The organism is Thermoflexus sp., assembly GCF_042408365.1.
GTDB lineage: Bacteria > Chloroflexota > Anaerolineae > Thermoflexales > Thermoflexaceae > Thermoflexus.
Map to the genome: position 1 here is coordinate 1 of NZ_JBHOQJ010000010.1, position 5676 is coordinate 5676.

Genomic DNA, 5676 nt, shown 5'->3' on the forward strand with positions numbered 1-5676 from the left:
GGGGCCATCAGCCCTCACCATCCCATATCCTCCAAACAAAAGACGAATGAAGCACTACTCCTGAGCCTGTGCCGGTGAAAGGCACAGCCGGCTCTTCTTAACCCAAGGATAGCGATCGATGATCTGCTGGCGCATGTAGCGCCCCTTCGATTCGGCACGCAAGAGCCCCTCAAAAACCTCGCGGGGGACGCCGAAGTAGAGATAGATCCCTTTGTTGAATGCGACCTCCAGGATCTGATGGTTTTCATGATAGCGAACGGCGCTGATCATGCTGGACTGCACGCTCCGCCATGACGGTTCCTCCCCCGGCCGCTCGGGGGCCATCGCGACCGATCGCAGGAAGGGGAGCCAGCCCGCCTGGAGCGGCTTTAGGATCAGGATCACCTGATCGTCCCGAAGCTCCAGTTGGAACGAAAGCGGGGGCGCGCCAGGCGGCTGCTGGGTTTCCCCGCGCGGTTTCAGCCGCAGCTGCAGCTCATCCGTCGTCGGGTCGTAAATCGCCTCCATGGCTTTCTTCCTCGGAAGAGGATTAAACGCCTCTCACGCCGCGCCGCACCCGTTCCCGGACTTCCTCATAAAACGCCACCACGCGCCGGGCGATCTCATCCCAGTCATATTGCCGGGCGCGACGGCGGCCTGCCTCGCCCATGGATGCCTGAAGGGCGGGATCCTTCAGCACTCGCAACAGGGCATCCGCCAGCGCCTCCGGATCTTCGGGCGGGACCAGGAAGCCCTGGACGCCGTTCTCCACCACCTCGTTATAGCCCGGGATGTCGGTGGCCACGACCGGGACGCCAGCCGCCATGGCCTCCAGAAGCACGATGCCGAAGCTCTCCATGCCGATGGAGGGGGCGCAGAAGACGGTGGCGGCCCGGTAATAGCACGGCAGCTCCTCATCCGGGACGTACCCGATGAAGCGGACATTGCGCAGACGGAGCGCCCAGGCCTGAGCCACGTAAGGAGCTTTTTCTGTCTTGCCGAAGGCGCCCACCACCAACAACCGGGCCTCCGGACAGCTGGCCTGCACCCGGGCGAAGGCCTCCAGCAAGTACCGGAGCCCTTTGCGCCGCTCCAGCCGCCCGACGAAGAGGACCGTCGGGCGGCCGTCGGCGAAGGGCTCCGGTGGGCGCAGATCCGGATCGGCGAAGCGGGCGTAATCGATCCCATTGGGGATCACCACGTAGTCCGCGGGGAAGTAACGCATGTGATACTGCCGGGCCGCCTCGGAGACCACGATGCACCCGTCCAGCCGCTTGAAGAAGCGGCGCAACAGCGGCTTCCCGTAGTAATACGTGCGGCTGACCTCCCGATAGGCGTGGAAGGTCCCCACCGCGATCGCATGGGGGACGAGATCCCGATGCCGTAGGACCGCAAGGGGAAGGGCTGGGGTTAATGGCTCGTGCAGATGAAGGACGTCGTAGGCGCCGGATTGTAGGATGGTCTTGATCCGGCGGTAGAGACGAGGTGACAGGGTGATCCGGGCGATCGACCCGGCGAAAGGGAAAGCGATCACCGAAGCGGAGACGTTGATGAATCCGTCCCCGCTGGCACGGTTATCGGAGGCGGGAGCGATGATGTGCGCTTCATGGCCCAGGCGTTGCAGGCTCCGCGCCAGGTGCGCGATGTGGTTGTTGACTCCCCCTGGCACAGCGAAATCATAAGGGGAAACCAGGGCAATGCGCATCGGTAGCTGCCCTTTTCCCGCTTTCAGGGATGATGGAACAGAGGCGCGCCTCTGAAGGGCTTCCCTCCCCACATGCCGTCCTTTCACACGCCTTACCCCCTCCCATTGCGGCCCATGAGCGGGGCCCCTGAGCCATCGTCCATCAGGAGGGGGAAGGCCTTCAGTGGGGCAGGAAGTGAAACCAGATGAGCAATGGAATGCGCCTTCGTCCCATTTTCATTTTATCTCTCTGACAATCATTTGTTTAAAGCAGGTCGCTTTAGCGCCTGACTTCTTCACAAAGGGGATAAAAAAGACCGAAGCTTCATGCTCCCTTAGCGGGAAGCGCCGGAGGAGCGATGGGGGATCCGCCAAATCGGCGTGGTCAGCACCCATTGGTCCGGGGCCTCCTGAAGGACCTGGGCGAAAATCGCCAGGACCTGGGCGACCAGATCCTCCCGGGCCTTCCCGGATTTCCCAGCGGGCCAGAGGGGAGGCCAAATCCGGAGGCGAACGCCGGTGCCCTCCCATCGGGCGAAGGCGGGGACCACTGGGACCTCCCGGCGGACAGCCAGCTCGGCGTAGCCATCGGGCAGCCAGGCGGCCTTCCCGAAAAAAGGATACACCCGACCGCTCCCTGTGGTGTCTCGATCCAGGGCCAGCGCGACGATCCCCCCGCCCTGAAGGGTTCGGAAGATCTCGCGCAAGGCCCCGTTGGCAGGGATCAAGCGGAGCCCATGGGCCCCGCGCAAGCGACAGAGATACCGGAACATCGCAGGGGGATGGACCGCCTCTGCAACCACCAGGGCAGGGAGCCCGCTCGCCCCCAAGAACTGCATGCCCCACTCCATACGGCCGTAATGGGCGCTGACCACAATGACGCCCTTCCCGATCCTCCAGGTATCCTCCAGGTGTTCCCACCCCTCGATGCGTATGAATTGGAACCAGCGGGAGGGGGGACGACAGGGAGCTTGGAAGAGATCCACATAGTTCTGCCACAGTAGCCGGAAGGCGCGCCGCGCCGCGTGATCCGCGGTGGGATCCTCGGAGGATGTCCCCAGGATGTGTGCCAGGTTGTCCCGCAGGCCGGCCGTGGAGGGCAGGAGCGGGTAACAGACGTCGGCCAGATGAGCGGCCAGCCGATAGGCGAAAGGGGGCGGCAGCGCGCGCGCTGCCGCCCCGACGCCTCGGAAGAGCCCGTAAACCGCCCAGGCGAGCGCTTCAGCCCCCACGTCCGGCAATGAAATCCTCCACCATCTGCCGCGCGATGTGATCCGGGAATTGCTTCGGAGGCGACTTCATAAAGTAAGCGGACGGGCCGATCAGGGCGCCCTTCATCCCGCGGTCCAGGGCGATCTTGGCGCAACGGACCGCGTCGATCACCACCCCTGCCGAGTTCGGGCTATCCCACACCTCCAGCTTCGCCTCCAGATGGATGGGCGCCCCGCCGAAGGTTGTCCCTTCGATCCGGATGTAGCACCACTTGCGATCCTGCAACCAGGGCACGTAGTCGCTGGGGCCGATGTGGATGTTCTCCGGCGGCAGGTCGTAGGGGATCAGGCTGGTCACCGCGCTGGTCTTGGAGATCTTCTTGGATTCCAGCCGTTCCCGCTCCAGCATATTCAGGAAGTCCGTGTTGCCCCCGAAGTTCAGCTGATAGGTCCGCTCCACCTTCACACCCCGCTCGATGAACAGCTGGGTCAATACCCGGTGCAAGATCGTGGCGCCCACTTGGGATTTCACATCATCCCCGATGACGGGGACGCCTGCCTCCTCGAACCGCTGTTGCCAGTAGGGCTCCCGGGCGATAAAGACCGGGATCCCGTTCACAAAGGCACAGCCGGCGTCCAGCACTTGCTCCACATACCACTTGGTGGCCTCTTCGCTGCCCACCGGCAGGAAGTTCACCACCACGTCGGTGCCGGTATCCCTCAGGATCTTCACAATGTTATCCGTCGGGCCCGGGGCTTTGCGGATGACGCCGGAAAGGTAACGACCGATCCCATCGTGGGTCATGCCCCGGTAGACCTTCACCCCCAGCCTGGGCACATCTGCGAACTTCAGCGTGTTGTTGGGTGGGGTGAAGATCGCTTCCGAGAGATCTTTGCCCACCTTGTTCACATCGATGTCGAAGGCGGCGGTGAACTCGATGTCCCTCACGTGATAAGGCCCCAGCCGTACGTGCATCAGGCCGGGGACGAAGGCGTCGTCGGGGACGTCCCGGTAATACCATACGCCCTGGACCAAGGCGGAAGCGCAATTCCCGACGCCGATGATCGCGACCCGCACTTTGCGTTCAGCCACGGTGGGACCTCCTTGGAAGGGTGAGACTTTTCCTATCAACTTTAATCGATAGGGTGCAATCCGGTAAAGCCATCGTGGGAGGGCGAGGCGCCGGCTCAATGCTCCTGAAGGTTCTATCCAAAAGCCCTGTCGAGCATCCAGCGGATCCAAGGGACGCCCAGGCCGTGAAGCGCCAGCCCATAGACCCCCGCGCCCAGCAGTCCGGCGGCCAGCAAGCCAGGCCATCCATGGGTGGTCACCCAGGGGAGGAGCGGCCACAGCACGAGGCTCATCACCAGGGTGGCCACGCCGGCTTGGCCCACCGTCCGCCCCCATTGAGCCAGCTCCAAGCCTTCCAGCCGCCGGGCCAGGAGCATCAGCAGGACAACTCCTTCCAGCGTGGTCGCCACGGTGTTCGCCAAAGCGACCCCGCCGTGGCCCAGCGGGCCGATCCAGGCCAAGCTCAGGAGGACGTTCAGGGCCATGGCGCCCACCCCCACCCCCACAGGGGTCCGGGTGTCATGGAGCGCGTAGAACGTCCGTGCCAGCAATTCCACCCCGGCATGGGCCGGCAAGCCCAGGGCGTAAAACTGTAGGGCCTGGGCCGTCCATTCCGTGGAGGCCGCCCCAAAGGCCCCTCGCTGGAAAAGAGCAGCGATCAGGGGTCGGCGCAGAAGGAACATCCCGATGGCGATCGGGAACGTGACCCCCAACAGGATCCCCAAGGTCTCCCCCAGGGTCCGACGCAGCGCGGCGCGCTCCTCCCGAGCCGCCAGCGTCGAAAAGGTAGGAAAGGCTGCGGTGGCGACGGCCTGGGCCAGCACGATCTGGGGTTGCAGCATCAATTGCCATGCGAGGTTCAGGGCGGCCAGATAGCCAGCGCCCAAACCGGAGACCAGGCGGGTGTTCACCAGAAAATTGACCTGAATCGCCGCCAGGCCCAGCATCCGGGGGATCATCAGGGCGACCACCTCTCGGACATCCGGATTGTTCCACCCCAGGTGGGGCCAGTAGCGCCCGCGGACCTGCCGCCAGCCCGGCATCTGGATCAGGAAGTGGAGGAAGGCTCCCAGTACAACCCCCCAGGCCAATCCATACACCCCACCGATAGGAGCCAGAAACAGGACCCCGATGATGATCCCCAGGTTGTACATGATGGGCGCCAGGGCGGTCCAGAGGAATCGCTGATGGGCCTGAAGGATCCCCATCACCATGCCGCTGATTCCAAATACGGTGGGGGTCATCAACATGATCCGCATCAGGGAGGCTGTGAGCTGTTGCTGGGCAGGAGGAACCTGGGGAGCTAGCAGAAGCCGAACCAGAAGGGGGGCGGCCAGGCCAGCGAGCACCGAGGATCCGCTCACCACGAGGGCCACAGTGGTCAACACCGCGCTGGCGAGCCGCCACGCGGAGGTCTTCTCCTCTCGAGCGAGGTGGGCGGTGAAGACGGGCAGGAAAGCGGAGACCAACGCGCCCCCGGCCAGGAGGGTAAACAGCAGATCGGGGATCCGAAAGGCGGCCCAGTAGGCATCCAGCTCCCAGCTGGTTCCGAAAGCCCCGTAAATCAGGATCTGACGAAGCAGGCCCAGCAGGCCGTTCACCAGATAGGCGGCCGTCAGTAAAGTGGCTGCTCGGGCGATCAAGCGAAGGGGGCTCATCGCCTTCTCTTCCCATCACCGCGAGTCCTCTCATGGTGGTTTGGGGGTGGGCCGGGCGCCTTTGGCGCCCGG

At 64.1% G+C, this 5676-nt stretch carries 5 protein-coding genes; all 5 read right to left on the reverse strand.

Annotation, left to right across the window (positions count from 1 at the left end; translation table 11 throughout):
• Positions 1–54 precede the first annotated feature (54 nt).
• Positions 55–507 (reverse strand): KTSC domain-containing protein, encoded by a 453-nt coding sequence (locus ACFMO5_RS00350; protein WP_376790785.1) that lies wholly within the window; start codon positions 505–507, stop codon positions 55–57.
• Between the two features lie 22 nt (positions 508–529).
• Positions 530–1684, reverse strand: coding sequence for a glycosyltransferase family 4 protein (locus ACFMO5_RS00355; RefSeq protein WP_376790786.1), 1155 nt, complete (start codon positions 1682–1684; stop codon positions 530–532).
• A gap of 314 nt (positions 1685–1998) precedes the next feature.
• Entirely contained in the window at positions 1999–2895 is an 897-nt protein-coding gene (locus ACFMO5_RS00360) for a lysophospholipid acyltransferase family protein (RefSeq protein ID WP_376790789.1), read from the reverse strand.
• The gene (locus ACFMO5_RS00365) at positions 2885–3967 is read right to left on the reverse strand and encodes an inositol-3-phosphate synthase (protein ID WP_376790787.1); all 1083 of its coding nucleotides are present in this window, start codon (positions 3965–3967) and stop codon (positions 2885–2887) included. The genes ACFMO5_RS00360 and ACFMO5_RS00365 overlap by 11 nt, the downstream gene beginning before the upstream one ends.
• A gap of 113 nt (positions 3968–4080) precedes the next feature.
• Positions 4081–5604 carry a murein biosynthesis integral membrane protein MurJ gene (murJ, locus tag ACFMO5_RS00370; protein WP_376790788.1) on the reverse strand — a complete coding sequence of 508 codons (1524 nt, stop codon included), beginning with the start codon at positions 5602–5604 and terminating at the stop codon, positions 4081–4083.
• Positions 5605–5676 lie beyond the last annotated feature (72 nt).

Excerpts from the sequence above, each read along its gene's own strand:
- ACFMO5_RS00355 (WP_376790786.1), bottom strand. The coding sequence starts at position 1,684 with ATGCGCATTGCCCTGGTTTCCCCTTATGATTTCGCTGTGCCAGGGGGA.
- murJ (WP_376790788.1), bottom strand. The coding sequence starts at position 5,604 with ATGAGCCCCCTTCGCTTGATCGCCCGAGCAGCCACTTTACTGACGGCC.
- ACFMO5_RS00350 (WP_376790785.1), bottom strand. The coding sequence starts at position 507 with ATGGAGGCGATTTACGACCCGACGACGGATGAGCTGCAGCTGCGGCTG.